The 16,226-nt window shown below is 70.1% G+C and carries 12 protein-coding genes and 1 pseudogene; 6 read left to right on the top strand and 7 right to left on the bottom strand.

From position 1 onward, the window contains the following. The first annotated feature begins 53 nt into the window (after positions 1–53). A complete protein-coding gene (locus ACSMXW_RS33955) occupies positions 54–2,033 on the top strand; it encodes an alpha-L-fucosidase (protein WP_485802031.1) in 1,980 nt (659 codons plus the stop codon). 257 nt (positions 2,034–2,290) lie between these two features. Further along, entirely contained in the window at positions 2,291–3,361 is a 1,071-nt protein-coding gene (locus tag ACSMXW_RS33960; RefSeq protein ID WP_485802032.1) for a LacI family DNA-binding transcriptional regulator, read from the top strand. 92 nt (positions 3,362–3,453) lie between these two features. Here the strand turns inward: ACSMXW_RS33960 and ACSMXW_RS33965 are convergent, their stop codons facing one another. Together ACSMXW_RS33965 and ACSMXW_RS33970 are read right to left on the bottom strand one after the other, a co-directional pair. Continuing rightward, entirely contained in the window at positions 3,454–4,371 is a 918-nt protein-coding gene (locus ACSMXW_RS33965) for an alpha/beta hydrolase family protein (RefSeq protein ID WP_485802034.1), read from the bottom strand. A 138-nt stretch (positions 4,372–4,509) separates the two neighbouring features. After that, complete coding sequence (locus ACSMXW_RS33970) at positions 4,510–5,802, bottom strand: glycoside hydrolase family 43 protein (RefSeq protein ID WP_485802035.1); 1,293 nt, start codon at positions 5,800–5,802, stop codon at positions 4,510–4,512. 586 nt (positions 5,803–6,388) lie between these two features. Here ACSMXW_RS33970 and ACSMXW_RS33975 point away from each other — a divergent pair. Continuing rightward, positions 6,389–6,586, top strand: a complete 198-nt coding sequence (locus tag ACSMXW_RS33975) for a hypothetical protein (protein WP_485802037.1) — start codon at positions 6,389–6,391, stop codon at positions 6,584–6,586. Positions 6,587–6,827: 241 nt separating this feature from the next. Here ACSMXW_RS33975 and ACSMXW_RS33980 read toward each other — a convergent pair. Further along, positions 6,828–6,944 (bottom strand): annotated as a pseudogene (locus tag ACSMXW_RS33980) (beta-xylosidase family glycoside hydrolase); the annotation flags it as partial. Positions 6,945–7,182: 238 nt separating this feature from the next. Between ACSMXW_RS33980 and ACSMXW_RS33985 the strand changes: the two are divergent. Together ACSMXW_RS33985 and ACSMXW_RS33990 are read left to right on the top strand one after the other, a co-directional pair. Beyond that, positions 7,183–8,154: a glycoside hydrolase family 6 protein gene (locus ACSMXW_RS33985; RefSeq protein ID WP_485802039.1), complete on the top strand. Its 972-nt coding sequence runs from the start codon at positions 7,183–7,185 to the stop codon at positions 8,152–8,154. Positions 8,155–8,656: 502 nt separating this feature from the next. Next, a complete protein-coding gene (locus ACSMXW_RS33990) occupies positions 8,657–10,798 on the top strand; it encodes a S53 family peptidase (protein ID WP_485802040.1) in 2,142 nt (713 codons plus the stop codon). 160 nt (positions 10,799–10,958) lie between these two features. Here the strand turns inward: ACSMXW_RS33990 and ACSMXW_RS33995 are convergent, their stop codons facing one another. The 4 genes from ACSMXW_RS33995 to ACSMXW_RS34010 form a co-directional block, all read right to left on the bottom strand. Beyond that, positions 10,959–11,855 carry an alpha/beta fold hydrolase gene (locus tag ACSMXW_RS33995; protein ID WP_485802041.1) on the bottom strand — a complete coding sequence of 299 codons (897 nt, stop codon included), beginning with the start codon at positions 11,853–11,855 and terminating at the stop codon, positions 10,959–10,961. 83 nt (positions 11,856–11,938) lie between these two features. Further along, positions 11,939–12,901, bottom strand: coding sequence for an RNA polymerase sigma factor (locus ACSMXW_RS34000; protein WP_485802042.1), 963 nt, complete (start codon positions 12,899–12,901; stop codon positions 11,939–11,941). A 508-nt stretch (positions 12,902–13,409) separates the two neighbouring features. After that, positions 13,410–15,053, bottom strand: a complete 1,644-nt coding sequence (locus tag ACSMXW_RS34005) for a PQQ-binding-like beta-propeller repeat protein (protein ID WP_485802043.1) — start codon at positions 15,051–15,053, stop codon at positions 13,410–13,412. Positions 15,054–15,108: 55 nt separating this feature from the next. Next, on the bottom strand, positions 15,109–15,297 hold the full coding sequence (locus tag ACSMXW_RS34010; protein ID WP_485802045.1) for a hypothetical protein: 189 nt from the start codon (positions 15,295–15,297) through the stop codon (positions 15,109–15,111). A 393-nt stretch (positions 15,298–15,690) separates the two neighbouring features. Between ACSMXW_RS34010 and ACSMXW_RS34015 the strand changes: the two genes are divergently transcribed. Then, the gene (locus ACSMXW_RS34015) at positions 15,691–16,173 is read left to right on the top strand and encodes a nuclear transport factor 2 family protein (RefSeq protein WP_485802046.1); all 483 of its coding nucleotides are present in this window, start codon (positions 15,691–15,693) and stop codon (positions 16,171–16,173) included. The last annotated feature ends 53 nt before the right edge of the window (positions 16,174–16,226 follow it).

Raw genomic sequence — 16,226 nt, forward strand, 5'->3', positions numbered from 1 at the left:
GGGCGGTGCGCCCGAAGCCGACCACTCCCGACCACCCGTTTGGAGCCCTGGGCATGTCCTCCTCCCGTCCGATCAGCCGGCGCCGGCTGCTTGCCGCGGCCGGCGCGGCCACGGCCTTCGGCCTGATGCGGTTCGCCCCCGAGGCCGCCGCGACCGCGGGCCCCGGCAGCTACACCGCCAGCTGGTCCTCCGTCGACCAGCACCCTCCCGCCCCGTCCTGGTTCCAGGACGCCAAGTTCGGCATCTACTACCACTGGGGCGTCTTCAGCGTCCCCGCGTTCGGCAACGAGTGGTACCCGCGCAACATGTACATCGGCGGCTCGACCGAGAACCGGCACCACATCGCCACCTACGGCGACCCGTCGGTGTGGCCGTACAACAACTTCATCGACGGTGCCCGCGACAAGGCCGGCAACTTCGTGCAGTTCGCCCCCAGGCTGGTCTCGCAGGGCGGCAGCTGGGACCCCAACGCCTGGGCGCAGTTGTTCAAGGCCGCCGGCGCGAGGTTCGCCGGCCCGGTGGCCGAGCACCACGACGGCTTCTCCATGTGGAACAGCGCCTCCAACCCGTGGAACTCGGTGCGGCACGGCCCCCGTCTCGACCTGGTGGGGCAGCACGCCCAGGCGATCCGCGGGGTGGGGCTGAAGTTCATGGCCTCGCTGCACCACGCCTACCACTTCAACGGCTACTACGACCACGTGCCGTATCAGTCGGACCCGACACTGCGCCTCCTGTTCGGACAGCAGGGCTCGGCGGCGGAGAACCAGCTGTGGTACGACAAGCTGGTCGAGGTCGTCGACGGCTACCAGCCCGACCTGATCTGGCAGGACTTCGACCTGGGCCTGGTCCAGGAGTCCGAACGGCTGCGGTTCCTGGCGTACTACTACAACAAGGCCGTCGCCTGGAACAAGGACGTGGTTGCGACCTACAAGGACGGCTTCGACAACAAGGGCGAAGTGTTCGACTTCGAACGCGGCGGCCCGTCCGATCTGCTCACCCCCTACTGGCTGACGGACGACAGCATCTCCTCGTCCAGCTGGTGCTACACCGTGGGTATCGGCTACTACACGACGCAGGCCCTGCTGCACTCGCTGATCGACCGGACCAGCAAGGGCGGCACCATGCTGCTGAACATCGCCCCCATGGCCGACGGCACCATCCCCTCCGGGCAGCAGACGATCCTGCGCGGGATGGGTGACTGGCTCGGCCGCTTCGGAGAGGCCGTCTACGGGACCCGCAGCTGGGCCAGCTACGGCGAGGGCCCGACCGTGATGGGCGGCGGCTCGTTCAGCGGCCCGAAGGCCGGCACCGCGCGGGACGTACGGTTCACCCGCACCCAGGACGACAAGGTGCTCTACGCCACCGCCCTGGGCTGGCAGGGCGGCACCATGACCATCACGACGCTGAACTCGAACCGGTTCAATATCAGCAGCCTGACGAGCGCGCAGCTGCTGGACAACACGGCGGGCAGCTACATCGGCCTGCCGGCGCCAACCCAGGACGGCTCCGGCCTGCACCTGACCATGCCCTCGTCCAACGCACCGTTCAACGCGCTGGCCTACACGGTCAAGCTCACCTTCTCCGGCCAGATCCCCCCGCTGGGCAGCCCAGGCGGCTCCACCATATGGGTGAAGATCGCCAACGTGACCAGCGGGCTGGCGCTGGACAGCGGTGGCGGCGTCGCTTCCGGCTCCAACCTCAAGCAGTGGAGCTACGACGGGAGCGGCAACCTCCAGTGGCAGCTGGTGGACCTCGGCAACGGCTACCACCGCATCGTCAACCGCACCAACGGCATGGTGGCCGACAGCTGGGGCGACTCGAGCGACGGCGCCCCGGCCCGGCAGGCGCCGTGGAACGGCGGCAACAACCAGCAGTGGTCCCTGGCCGGCAGGGGAAACAACCGCTACCAGATCGTCAACCGCGGCACCGGCACCGCCCTTGACGGCGCCGGCAGCACCACGTCCGGCGCCACCACGGTGATGTGGTCGCCGAACTCCAGCACCAACAACGAGTGGACCATCACCGGCGTGTGACCTCCCCGGGCGGGGGCAGGGGCCTCGGCCCCGCCCTCGCCGCCCCCACCCCGCCCCGGCCGGCCGGTGGCCTGCGAGCCTTGGCCGTCGCCACGACCCTTGGACGCCGCTTCCTGGCACGTCGTCGGCGCCACCGGCCGGCAACCGCAGGTGCCGGGGGGACTGAGCTGCGCCGACAAGGCTGCTGGTCCGTGTGGGAGGCTTTGACTTCGACGTAGGTGAGCGCTGACGATGATGCTGACGCTGAACGGAGTAGCATGTCGCAGACTCGCGAGACCGCGCAGACCGCTGGAGCCCGCCGGGCCCCCACGATGACGGATGTCGCCCAGCGCGCCGGGGTGTCCCACCAGACCGTGTCGCGGGTGCTGAGCAACCATCCCAACGTACGTGACTCGACGCGGGCGGATGTGTTGCAGGCGATCGAGGAACTCGGCTACCGCCGGAATTCCTCAGCCCGGGCCCTGGTGACTCGGCGGACCCTGACGCTTGGCGTCGTGGCGTGCAATCCGACCCTGTTCGGGCCGGCGAGCATGCTGTTCGGGCTGGAGGAGGCCGCGCGCGACGAGGGGTACATGGTCTCCTCGGTCACGCTGCGGCACTACACGGCCAAGGCGCTGTCCGATGCGATCGACCACCTCAGTGACTGGGGGGTGGAGGGCATCGTGGTGATCGTTCCGCACCGTGCCGCGGTCGCGGCGCTCGCCGAGCTGCGGCTGCCCGTCCCGGTCGTGACCGTGGAGGGTGGACACTCGCTGCCGATACCGGGCGTCTCGGTGGACCAGGACCTGGGAGCCCGACTGGCGACCGGCCATCTGCTGAGCGCGGGTCACCGTACGGTGTGGCATGTGGCGGGCCCGTCGGACTGGCTGGAGGCCGAGTCCCGGGTGCGGGGCTGGCGGGAGGCGCTGCAGGAGGCGGGCGCCGAGGTGCCGCCGTCGCTGGTGGGGGACTGGACGCCACTGTCGGGCTACCGGGCGGGTCAGGAGCTGGCCGGGCGGGTGGCTGCGAGCGGGGCACGGCGCCGCTCTCCCGACGTGACCGCCGTCTTCGTGGCCAACGACCCGATGGCACTCGGCGTGCTGCGGGCGTTCCGCGAGGCCGGCCTGTCGGTGCCGGGACAGGTGGCCATCGCGGGCTTCGACGACATTCCCGAAGCGGAGTTCTTCGCGCCGCCGCTGACGACCGTGCGGCAGGACTTCGCGGCGGTCGGCCAGGCCAGCATCCGCTTGCTGATCAACAGGCTCGGGTCCGGCAGCGCATTGCCGAACGGCGAGCGCGTGGTGATTGAGCCGCGGCTGATAGTCCGCAGCAGTAGCACTCCCACCTGAGTACGCACACGCCCGTGCAGGAGTCCCGTCGGCCGGCGATGCGTTTGACCGCAGCGGCCCGGCCGGCGGGGTCCGCGGGCCTCGATCGCCGATTAGCCCATGACCGTTACCCAGGAGGTGCCGTTGCTGGTGGCGTCGCCGTGGAGGCGGTCACGAGCCGTGGTGTCGCCGTACAGGCCCCAGCGGAACCAGTCGAGGAAGGTGTTCTCCGTCTGGGCGTAGTACGGGTATTGCGGAGTCAGGAACGAGCCGTGGTCCGCCCCGTTCTGGGTGAGGAACGCCTTGGGTGCGGGCAGTTCGTTGTATGCGGCACGCGCCGAGTTGATGTCGCAGGTCTGGTCGTTGCTGCCGTGGATGAACAGTACCTTGGCGGCAAGACCTGCCGGGTTGCCCATGTCCACGCAGGCGACCGGGACGGCGGCGACGATGCGGTTGTCCGGCCAGGCGGTGAGCAGGCCGTGGGTGGTCATGCCGCCCATCGAGTGGCCCGACACACCGACGCCCGCCGCGGTGTCGATGTGCCCGGCGAACGGGCTTCCGGAGTTGTTCAGCGCCAACGTCCGGGTGAGGACCTCGGAGACGTCCTTCGACCAGTTGCCGTTGTAGACACTGCCGATGTTGGTGTTGTCGGAGAACGAGGGAGCGGGGCAGATGAAGCCCGCTGAAGCCAGATCGTGGGTCTGCGACGAGTAGCAGTCGGAGTTGCACCCCATCCCGTGGCTCCACTCGGCTATGGGGAAGACGCCGTCGGCGATCGGGGCGTCCGGGATGGGGTTGCCACCCGGGGTGCCGGCGGTCGGGTAGAAGACCTTCGTGAGGATCTGGCGACCGCTGCGCGACCAGTTGAACTGCCGTACGCCGATGGCGAACGGCTGAGTGGGCGCCTGCCGAGGAGAGGCCGTCCGGGGCGTGGGGGTGCCGGCGCTTGCCGTGGTGCCGAGCATGGGTAGGCCCGCGCCGGCCGCGACCGCTGCGCCGAGGCCGACGAAGGTGCGCCTTCGCATCGACATGGTTCACTCCTTGTTCTGAGTGGCTGTAGGTGATGGTGGGGGAGAGGGCTGACGGACGCGCGCCGACTCGATACCGGTGCTCGGCCGCAGCAGGCGGCAGCGCTGACCCGGCAGCTGGGGCGCCGCCGAACCGCCGGGCTACCTGGGCGGTGCCGTGCGGGCGGCGGCGGTGAACTGCCACCAGTTCATGTTGAGCAGATAACCGCTGCCGCCGGTGAACTTCAGGTACAGGTCCTGGGTCCCCGTCGCACCGCTGACCGGGCAGGACACGCTCGTCCAGGCCTGCCAGTCGCCTGTGTTCGGCACGCTGCACCGGCCCACCGTCGTCCCGCCCGCACTGCCCAGGTGCAGTTCTACGCTGCTGCCGCCGACCGTCGAGGCCACCCGAGCGGTGAAGGACGACGCGCCTGCGCCGAAGGCCACGCCCTTGACCTTGATGTAGTCGCCGTTCTCGATGAATCCGACGTCCATTCCTCCCTCGCCGGACGGCTCGGTTTCGACCCCGGACTCCCAGGCGATCGTCTCGGCTTCCTGGCGTGTGTACGGGTTGAGCGTGCCGACCTGGGGCGCACCCGTGGAGGTCATGTTGATCGTCGGGATCGTGCCGTCGGAGTTGTAGGAGAACTTCTCCACGGCGACCGAACGGGTGTAGCCGCTCCCGCCGGGCAAGGCGCCGTTGTGGTAGAAGAAGTACGAACTCCCCTTGAAATCGGTGATGCCGGGGTGGTTGGTGAAGCTGCCGCCCTGCGTGGGCATGACCGTGCCCCGGTAGGTCCACGGTCCGGTCGGGCCGGGCGCCGTGGAGTAGGCGATGAACTCCGAGCAGCACTTGGCCGCGAAGACGATGTAGTACAGGCCGTTGCGCTTGTAGACCCAGGGGCCCTCCTCGAACAGGGTGGGCCGGTTGGCGTCGCCGGTGCGGCTTCCGAACCCGGCGGTGGTGAGCGCTATTTTGCTCGGACTGCCCGAGTACGAGGTCATGTCCGCATTCAGTTTGACGTACCACAGATCGGGATTGCCCCAGTAGAGGTAGGCCTGGCCGTCGTCATCGACGAAGACCGTCGGGTCGATCTGGCCGTTCTCCACCAGCGGGTGGCCGAGAGCGTCATGGAACGGCCCGGTGGGGCTGTCCGACACCGCCACACCGATGGCCATCCGGCCGGTCGCCTTGTCCGTCATCGGCACGTACCAGTAGAACTTGCCGTTGCGGTAGACGGTCTGACCTGCCCAGGCGTTACTGGATGCCCAGCTGAAGGAGGACAGGTTCAGCGGGGAGCCGTGGTCGGTCCAGTTGACCATGTCCTCGGAGGACCACACCCGCCACTCTTTCATCGTGTAGGTGGTGGAGCTGTCCTCGTCGTGGCCGGTGTAGAGGTACACCCGGCCGTCGTACACCAGCGGTGCGGGGTCGGCGGTATAGATGGTCTGCACGATGGGGTTGTCCGCTCTGGCCGTCGCGGGCTGTACGACGGCAGGGACGGCGAAGGCCAGCAGGAGGCCCACCACCCAGGCGACTGCCCGTCTGAGTCTCGTGCTGGTCGAGCGCGCCGGAGCCGTCGAAAATGGTCGAGTCGAGGTCATCATCGCCTCCCAGGGCGCTCGCTGACGTAGGGCGGTTGGCAGCCACGAGGGTGGACACCGCCGCGGTGGGGACAGCGGCGGCGGTCGGCGCGGCGATCAGCATCAGCGCCGGAGACGCGGCGACGACGGACGGGTGAATGCCGCACGCGGGACGCACGGGTCGGCGGGGAAGCGAACGAAGGCTGCACGGCTTTTCCTTCTGAAGGATGGGGCGAAGGCGGGGTGGTTCACGGGCCCACCCGGATAGCGCGCATAGGGTCATGCTCATGACAAATTCGAACAGATCGAGCTGAAGTGCCAAGGTCTCCGGAGAGCGGTCCGGGGGCCTGTGTGCAAGCGCGGAGCCCCTGCACATAGTCGAGATTTCGAACATTGGTCGGACTCTCGGACGGTCAGGATGGCAGAGGCACCCCGAAGCCTGTCAACCCTCTGGGCGATGGTGGTCCAGGTGGGCCATGGCGGCCCGAGCCGCCGCCTCCGGATCGTCGTCCCGCCGGCGCGGCAGATCGCGGCATGCTCCTCCACCGCTTCCGCTCCATGGCCGCCGACCGTCCGCGTACGGTCCGAGCGTGCCGGAATGACGCTGCGGCCGGTGTGCCTGGCGTACCGCAGCGACGAGGCACGGATCGTGTGAGGCGGTGGCGGTGCCGACGTGGAAGTCGTCGGTCAGCGGGCTTCACCCTTCTCCGCCACCACATCCTTCTCGGATAGCGGTACGCCCCACCGAATGGGAGACAGGGCCGTTGAATTGCCACACCCCTGCGCCAACCCGCCGGCGCGTGGCCGGGGCCGGACAGGACCCGGCCAAGCGCCGGCGGTACCGGGGAAACCTCCTGAGCCGCGCGATGGATGCCTGATCCGGCGGCTCGGGCGCGTCAGGCGGAGGGTGCCGGTGCGTAGTGGAACCAGTCGAATGTGACGGTGCCGTCGGTCGCGTACATGCCGATGACGCGTCCGGTGAAGCCGGTGGCGACTTCGGTGGACAGGGGTCGTTTTCAAGTGAAGGGCCGCTTCATGGTACCCCTTGACAGCCTTCAACTGGACGCACACCATACCGAAAGCGCGCTCCCAGGGTTTCGCCTGTGTTTGGGAGCGCTCCCAAAGATCACTTCCCGGCAGCCGCTGACGCGACTCGCACCCGAGTGCCGCAGTCGGCGCCGTCGCATCCCCGCGTCGCGGGCTATGGACGAAAGCCGCGCGGCGCTCCATCCCCATGAACGAGGTGCATTCATGCGCAAACTCATACGCGGGGCAGTGGCAGCGTGCCTTGCTCTGCCACTGTTCCTGGCCTCGTCACCGTCCGCGCAGGCGGCACCCAACCCGCTCGCCATGACCAGCGGCTTCTATGTCGACCCGAATTCCAGCCCTGCGGCATGGGCGGCCGCCAATCCCGGCGACGGACGCGCCTCCGCGATCCGCAACTCCATCGCCAACGTCCCCGTGGCCCGCTGGTTCGGCTCCTGGAGCGGTGATATCGGCTCCGCCACGGGCTCCTTCGCCGGTGCGGCCGCGTCCGCCAACAAGCTGCCGATCCTCGTCGCCTACAACATGTACGGCCGCGACGCCTGTGGCGGGCAGTCCTCGGGCGGAGCCGCGTCACCGTCCGAGTACGCCAGTTGGATCAGTGCCTTCGCCGGCGGCATCGGCAGCCGTCCGGCCGTCGTCATCCTCGAACCCGATTCCCTGGGCGACTACAGCTGCATGAGCCAGGACAAGATCAACGAGCGCCAGAACATGATCATCAACGCCCTCTCGCAGTTCCGGTCCAAGGCGCCGAACGCCTGGGTCTACCTCGACGCGGGCAACCCCGGCTGGGTCGACGCCTCGACCATGGCAGAACACCTCAACGCCGCCGGCCTCCGAAATGCGAGGGGCTTCGCCCTCAACGTCTCGAACTACTTCCCCACCTCCCAGAACTCGTCCTACGCCGGCAGTGTCAATCAGGTTCTGAGCCAGCGTCACGGCTACAGCAAGCCGTTCGTCGTGGACACCAGCCGCAATGGCAACGGCTCCAACGGCGAGTGGTGCAACCCTGCGGGTCGCAAGATCGGCACCCCCACCCAGGAGGGGGGTGACGGTGCCGAGATGCTCCTGTGGATCAAGACCCCTGGTGAGTCCGACGGTGACTGCGGCGTCGGATCGGGCTCCTCGGCGGGGCAGTTCCTGCCGGAGGTCGCCTACAAGATGATCTACGGCTACTGACCTCTTCTGGCCAGCCGCCCCGGCGCCGGAGCACCCCGCCGGCGTCGAGGCCGGTCGCACTCCGCCGTCGCGCCTCGTGTCCGTACCGGCGCCTGACCGGGCTGGAGGACCGTCGAGCAAGCACATGGCCGCGTCGGGACCGAGAAGGGCCGGGTGGGTGGGGGGCTGCCGCCCGTGTTCGGCCCGGCCTGGCTCCTCGTTTACCGCCGCGTTGCCAGGTGGAGCCGGGAGCGCGTGTGGGCCCGGCTGCACCGGGTCATCCTCGATGAGCTCGGCACCCACGGACACTCCGCACAACGCCTCTGACCAGGTCAGATGGCGCGATGGTGGTGGAGTACTTGTCGGGGGCGCGCACGACACCGAGGATTCCGGTGGCCGCCGATCAGCCCTCCTCGGGAGTCTGTGACACAACGGTCGACTTCCGATCCTGGTGGGGCCCCATACCGCGCCTAGCGTGCCGGGGCCGGTCCCGCTCTCCCCCATGGGACCGCGAGGGAGCGACATGAAGACGGAACAGCGGCGGCGGGTGGCGGCACTGGTGGTGGCGTCCGTGGCGGTGGTCGGGTTGTCGGGGCTGCCGGCGCAGGCGGCGCAGGCGGCGGCGCGGACGGTGCTGCCGGGTGGTGCGGTGGCCGTGCAGGGTGCGGACCGCGGGCCGACGGGTCCGGCGGATCGGGTCACCGCGCAGGTGTATCTGGCGGGTGACCGCGCGGGGTTGGCGGCGTACGCGCGCGAGGTGTCCGATCCGCGCGACCCCCGTTACGCGCACTACCTGAGCCCCGCGCGGACCCGCGCCCGGTTCGGTCCCACCGGGGCGCAGACCCGGAGGGTCGAGGCGTGGCTGCGGTCGGCCGGGCTGACGGTCACCGGGGTCACGCACCACGCGGTGCTGGTCAGCGGCACGGCGTCCGCCGTGCAGGGGGCGTTCGGGACGCGGCTGGAGGACTACCGGTTCGGCGGCACCGTGGGCCACGCGCCACTCGGCGACATCAGCGTGCCCGCCGCCGTCGCCCCCGACGTGCTCGCCGTCACGGGTCTGAACACCGTGGAAACCCGGACCGGCCGCATGGCCGCCGGATCGAAGAGCACCGCCGCCGCGCCCCCGGACGGCGCCGCGGACGATGGGGCACCGAAGGCCACCGGGACGCCGAAGACCGCCACCGGAACGCCGAAGACCTCCGCTGGGACGCCGAAGACCTCCGCCGGGACGCCGACGGCTGGCGCTGGGACGCCGGCGGCCGGCGTCGACGGCGCCGCTCCGCCGTCGGATCCCTGCCCCGCGTACTACGGCGCGGCGAGCGCCGCCGGGCTGCCGGAGGCGTTCGGCAGCTCCCCGCTGTGGGCGCCCTGCGGCTACACCCCCGCCCAACTGCGCGACGCCTACGGGGTGTCAGGGACCGGCCTGACCGGCGCGGGCACCACCGTCGCGGTCGTCATGAACCACGACGACACCACCGCGCAGTCCGATGCCGCCCGTTACGCGGCCGAGCAGGGCGAAGCCCCGTACGCGCCGGGCCAGTTCACCACCCACGTCCAGGCCGGGGCGGTATCCGGAACCGGGGACGAGGAGAGCGCCATGGACATCGAGGCCGTCCACGCCATGGCGCCGAACGCGAAGATCGTCTACGTGGTCGGCGCGGCCGGCACCGCCGGCGGCGACCCGTACCTCAACGCCGTCACCGACGTGGTCGACGACCACCTCGCCGACGTGGTCTCCGACTCCTGGGGCGACGGCCTGCTGCCCGGCCTCGACGGCGAGACGACGGACCCCGCCCTCATCGCCGCCTACGAGCAGCTGTTCCAGCAGGCCGCCGTCGAGGGCATCACGTTCAACTTCGCCTCCGGGGACGGCGGCGCGCTGAACCAGGCCGCCACCGGCGCGGCGATCCCCACCGCCGCCCGGCTGGCCGACGACACGCCGGCGCCCGGTCAGATCCAGTACCCCGCCGTCAGCCCGTGGGTCACCGCGGTCGGCGGCACGAGCCTCGCCATCGGCCGCAACGACACGTACCTGTGGGAGACGAGCTGGGAGACGGACGCGGCGTCGCTGTCCGACGACGGGTCCCAGTGGGAGCCCGCGCTGCCGGGGACGTTCCAGGAGGGCTCGGGGGGCGGCACGAGCACGCTGTTCGCCCAGCCGTCCTACCAGCGCTCCGCCGTCCCCGCGGCGCTGTCCACCCCGGCCGGGGCCACCGCGCCGATGCGCACGGTGCCGGACGTGGCCGACTTCGCCGACGGGACCATCGGGATGCGGATCGGCTACACCGACCACGACGGCACCACCTGGGCACACGACAACTACGGCGGTACGAGCCTGTCCACGCCGCTGTTCTCCGGACTCGACGCGCTCATCGTCCAGGCCCGGCACGGCGTCCCGCTCGGCTTCGCGAACCCGGCGTACTACGCCCACGCCGCCGACTTCCGCGACATCACCGACACCCCGGCCGGCCTGACCGGCACACCGGCCCTGGCCTGGAGCAAGCCGAACTACGTCAACGACCAGATCTCCGTCCTGGGCCGCTCCCAGGACAGCGGCCTCCACTGCGGCCCCGGCTACGACACCACCACCGGCCTCGGCTCGCCGACCCAGGCCCTGATCGACTCGTTCCGCGCCACGAGCACCACCGCGGCCCGGCACCCGTAGCCCTCACCGCCGCCCCCGGGTCCTCCCTGGGGGCGGCGGGCCCGGGCCCGGGCGGACACGGTCGGTGACTTCGGCGAGAAGCTCACAGCCATACCCGGACCCCCGGCCCGCCGATCTTACGAAGGACCAGCTGGCGGGAGGACCAGGGGCGGAACAGATTCTACGCGGGTGTCGATCCAGTAAAGGCGCGCACGGCGCCCGCGAACGCCTCGGGCTCTTCGAGGTGGCCCAGGTGCCCGCTGTCCTCCAGCACGACCAGTCGGGACTGGGGGATCAGGGCGTGGAGTTCCTGTGCCCATCGCGGTCCGCAGATCACGTCGTATCGGCCGACCACGATCAGCGTGGGCACGGTGAGCGTCGGGAGAGCCGCCCGGTCGTCGATGATCTCGGGTTCCCCGTTCTCGTCGAGGGACGAGATATAGGTGCAGGTGATCGTCTGGCGCAGCCCCCGGAACGCGTCCTCGCGGTCCCAGTAGCGCGCGAGGTAGATCGGCAGCAGGCCGCGCAGTGCGGCGGTGATCTTCTCGTCGTCGGTGATGGCCCCGACGCTCTGGAGCGCGGCGAGCGCCGCCGGGAGTTCCGGTCGGCCCTCGTTGCGGTGGACGAACTCCTCGACCCTGGTGGCGGCCTCGGCCATGTGCTCGGAGCCCGTCACCGGAGCACTCTCGTACAGCACCAGCCCGCGGATCCGGTCCGGGTGGCGCAGCGCGACGTACTGGGCCACGAAACCGCCGTGCGAGTGCCCCAGGAGGAACACGCGGGGCAGCGACAGCCGGTCGAGCAGGCCTGTCAAGCCCTGTGTGTAGCGCTCGCGGGTGTAGCCGTCGGGGTGCGACGGCAGGCGCTGCGATCCGCCGGTGCCCAGCGGCTCGACGTACACCATGGTCAGGAACTCTTCCAGGGCCGGTGCCCGAAGGGACTCCCAGATCACGCCCGGCCCGCCGGGCAGGGCCAGGCAGACCGGGCCCGAGCCGTGGACGTGGTACCGCTGGTTCAGGCCGTCCACCGTGACATCGTGGGCTCCAGGGGACAGGAGGTCGGCCGTTTCGTTCTGCATCAGTTCTCCGTGTGGGTAGTGCTTGGAACACCCACAAGACGCAGCGCATCCCGAAAAGTTCGATCACCTAGAAGTGATACACATCACACATTTGCGGGTGGTGTCCCGACGTCCTGGACACCCGCTGCGTGGAAGAGCCGCAGTTCGTGCATCCTGCCGTCCTTCATGGTCATCAGCCAGGCGACGGCCGGCGGGCAGTGGTCCGGCGCGTCCGGCGGATTGACCATGTCCATTTCCCAGATGGTCGTGTCCCGGCTGGTGACGGCGCTCACGAAGCGTTGCCGCACCCCTGCTTCGAGATCGCCGGCCATGCCGCGGACCAGGAAGTCCCGATCGCCCACCCGCTGCCGTCCCGCGTAGTAGGCGGCATCCGGCGCCCAGCGTTCGGCCGTCAGCTCCGCAAAGCGGCCCTGCTCGGCCGCGGCCAGCGTCTCCTCGGCGTCCCGGGCGCTTCCCCGGGACGCCGCGAGGGCGTCGGCGTGCACCGAGTCCGCAGTCACGGCCATCGCCTCGACGAGCTTCTTCCTGGCCTCGCCGAGCCTGCTGCGCACCGTGCCGACAGGTACTCCGCACAGGGCGGCCATCTGGTCGTAGGAAGGGGTGCGCGGGCTGAAGTGCCGCAGCATCAGGGTCATGCGCAGCGTGGGAGACAGTTCGTCGATCGCCTGCCAGATCCAGTCGCGCACGGCATGCCGGTCGATGACCTTCTCGGGGTCGGTCTCCGCGGCGAGCAGGGACAGGTCCGGGAGTGGCGTAGTGGGGGGCGTCGAGCGCAGTCGGGAGCGGCAGACGTTGCGCACGATCATGCGCAGCCACGCGCTCACGGATTCCGGTTGCCGCACGTCGCCGATGTGCCGCAAGGCGATCAGCGACGCGTCCTGCACGGCATCCTCCACGTCGGGTTGGTGGCCCAGCACGCTCAGCGCCACGGCCCGCATACCGGCCCGGTGCCGTTCGAGCAGCGCGCCGACCGCGGCCACGTCACCGTCGCGCGCGCTGCGCAGCAGTTCCGCGTCGGACGGATTGTCGTACAGGGCACTTCCCACGCGCTCCAGGGTACGCACAGCGGGCGCGCGGTGGGGTTTCCAGGGGGCGTACCCGCTCAGAGGTGTGTGGCCGGCACAGTCGCCGTATCGCTGAGAAACCGGGTCTGCGGCTCAGTGACGACAAACGCACTCGGCATCGCGACGTTTCCGTCGCGTAGCGCCCCCCGGGGCAACGTAGCGCCCCCCGGGGGCAATGTAGCGCCCCCCGGGGGGCAGGTCGGGGAGTGGGAAAGGACAGCGGCCCAGCATGTTGAGGTGGCGGCGCACGAATGGGAGCGGCGGGTGACGTCCTCACCTGTGCCGGCACTCTCGCCTGCCGCCTACGACGCTGCCTACGATGCCGCTGAGGACGCCTTACGACGCCGCTGAGGACGTCTTACGACGCCGCCTTCGCGACCGGCGCGGTCGCCGGTCGGCGGCGGATCCGCCATGTCTCTCGGCTCGTCGGTCCGACCTCGGTGTGTTGAGCCCGGCTGAGTGGGACGTGCGCCCGGGGTGGGGTCCGCTGTCAGCGGCCGGGCGTCTCGGCGGCCGCCGTCGAGCAGTCGAGGATCCGGCCGTCGGCCGTGCCGGCCAGCAGCCGTCCCGGCAGGGTCGACGAGAGGGAGAGCGGCACGACCGGATGCCCGTGGACGGTGAGCCGCCGTTGCCAGCGCGGGGCGCCGGTCCCGGCGTCGAGGGCCACGACATCGCCGGAGACGAGGGCCGCGTACACGGTGCCCCCCTCGCTGTCCGACTCCACCGCGGTCACCGGGTGCTCGACGGGGGCCACCCAGCTCGGGGCGCCGTCGGGCAACCGCCTGCGGGCGAGGAACGCGCGCGGCGCGGTGTCCCGCAGCATCACCGCGTGCACCAGGGCCGAACCGGTCGCGTCGGTCAGTTCCAGAGCGGGGCCGCTGTAGACGTGGGTGCCCTTCGTGCTGTCCCGTGCGAGGGTGTCCCAGGCGAGGGGGAACAGGAGGCGCACCGCTGGCGTGTGACCGTCGGCACCGGACTCGACGGCGGCGATCCACGGCTCCGGGTGGTGCCATTCACCCTCGCCATGCATCACGTAGAACGTGGTGGCGTGCCGGACGGGGAGGTCCAGGCTGTAGGGCGAGAAGCCGCTCAGCTCCACCCGGCCCGCCTCCCGCGAGCCGGGGCCGGGGGAGAAGAGCACCATCTGCGAAGAGGCCCGCCCGCCGCGGGCGTCGCGCAGCGCCGGCGAACCGTCGGAGCGTGTCGCCAGTACGGCCGGGAACCCGACGTCGAGGCGCTCCAGCGGCCGCCCGTCCTGCACCGAGTACCGCACCACCCCTTCGCGCGGGGCGGCGCCCTCCAGGCCCGGCCGGTCGCGGCGCACCGACTCGGTGACCCACGCCCATCCCCCGCCGGGGCCCACTTCGATCCGCTGTCCGCCGACCGCGCCGGCGTCCGGGACGGCCCACGCGCGCTCCCCGGACTCCCGCCACAGTTCGAGCCGTATGCCGTCGAGCGCGGCCAGCACCCCGCCGTCGCGCAGCTGTTCCACCGCCCCCACCGACCGGCGCGGCGACCACACGGCGCCGGCCCGTGCGCACAGCCGCGCCACTCCCCGGGCCGCGGCCTCCTCGCTGCCGTGCCAGGCGTTCTCGCGCAACGGACCGTCCAGTTCCCGGCTGGATATCGTGCCTTCCCCGACGGCCGACCAGTCGTCCCGCTCGACCACGGCGTCATAGCCGAGGGTGAAGGCCTCCCGGTGGAGTTCAAAGTCGCTCCACGGCGCCAGTGCGAGGTCGAGGACCCGCCCGTCGCGCCACGTGCGCCACGTGACCTTTCGCACCTCACACCCGTTCGCGAGGGCGGAGACGACCGTGCCGGAGTCGAGGTCGAGCAGGAGCAGCTCCCCGCGGAAGAACATCCCGCCGTCATAGCTCCCGGTGCCGATGGCAAGGAGAGGGAGACGAGGGTGGAACGCCATCGAGTTGACGCGCCAGCGGGACGGCACGACGTGCAGGCACCGCAGGTCGTCGCGCCGGTAGACCCCGATCCGGAACGCGCTCCAGCCGTGCTCGGTGGCGGCCGCGCCGCCCGAGCAGGGCCCTCCGACGGTGCCGCCCACCGCGAACAGCCGGTCGGACGTGGCGACCGTCCGGGGGATTCCTGCCTCGGCGCACGGTCCATCGCCCAGCACGCGCCGGACGGTCAAGGGCTCGGAGGACGTATGAGGGGGCACGCGGCAACCTCCTCTACCGCACACCGGCGGGCACGCCGGGAGTGGCCCTGCGTATCCACCCGGGGAACACGCGCAGCGCCCGGTGGTCGACGCTGACGGCGTGGGAGAGGAAGACACCGTCGCGTCCGCCGACGCGGTCGTGGAGCTCGGCGAGTTCGACGCAGTTGTCGTCCTCACCACCGCCCGAGCGGCGCCACGCCACGTCTTTCACTCATGCCTCTCACAGGTCGCGGGGGACGGAACACATCAGTGCCCACAGTGCCCGCGAGGGGTCCGAAGGCAGAGTAGAGCGTGCCGATGGACGATACCGGCCGATGCTACTCCCCGAGGTCCACGGCGAGAGCCCGTCATCCGGGAGTACCTGATCATTCCACGCGAGCAGCAGATCGGGATCCCAGTGTCTGGACGCACTGCCCATCACCTGATGCCACGGTGAGCGAGACGTTGCCGGGTCACCGTGGTTGCGGGACGCCCCGGCATCCCGTGCGTGCCTGTGGTTCAGATTTTACCGCTGCGTAAGAACCAAACGGTGTACGGTTGTGGCGGAACGTTCGATGGACGCTCAGTCGTCCTCAACTTGGAATGGATTCATGACATGGTGAGCAAGATTGCCATCCTGGCTTCAGGGGTTTCACTGGCCACCGCCCTCCTGGTTCCCGTTACCGCTTCAGCGGTGTCGGCTCACGAGGCCGGCTTGACGGACGCGCGGAAGGCTGCTCTGGTAACGGATTTCGGGACGGCCCTCAAGGGGTTGGATCGCGACGCCATGGCTCAGGTGGTGACCAGGAACGTGGTATGGACATTTCCCGGGTCCAGCCCCGAGTCGGGCCGGGCTCGTGGCGTGGACCAAATAATAAAGCGGGGCCAGATCCAGCATGACTTCGGCCTGACGATCCAGCCTGAGCACACGGCATTCAGTACGCATGACCTGCTGGCCGAGTTCCACACGCACGCCGAACACAACGGCAAGACGCTCGACGAGTTCGTGATAGATGATTTCAAGTTCCGTGATGGTAAAATCGCCAGTATTGACAGTGGTGTCTCCGACATCGCTGCTGTCAACAGCTTTTTCTCCTAGTCCGACGTGCATGATCGGGCTGGATCGACCGACGTGCATGGTGTCGGCGGCGG

Source organism: Streptomyces sp. DSM 116793, assembly GCF_057320905.1.